The organism is Streptomyces sp. NRRL F-5755, assembly GCF_001279365.1.
Classification (GTDB): Bacteria; Actinomycetota; Actinomycetes; order Streptomycetales; family Streptomycetaceae; genus Streptomyces; species Streptomyces rimosus.
In genome coordinates this window covers 1-210 of record NZ_LGCW01000248.1, presented here as the reverse complement: position 1 = coordinate 210, position 210 = coordinate 1, and the positions used below count along the sequence as shown (strand labels likewise).

Annotated in this window: 1 pseudogene; it reads right to left on the bottom strand. The window is 75.2% G+C overall.

The annotated features are described in order from the left end of the window. Positions 1-210: pseudogene (locus ADK86_RS43840) on the bottom strand (IS5/IS1182 family transposase); the annotation flags it as partial.

Here is a 210-nt window from a genome sequence, read left to right as displayed (position 1 = left end):
CGCCTCGGCTGCCGAGCCGTTTGCGGTTCGCGGCCTGGTCGGCAGGCTGCGGGATCACCGCCCGGATCCCGCGCCGCCGCAGATGGCCGCGGATCGCCCGAGAGGAATACGCCGAGACCGGTGCCGTCCGCGGTCTGCCGACCGGCCGGGACACCCGGATCCGGGCCATGACCTTCTCGAATGCGGGTGCGTCACCGGCCTGGCCCGGGG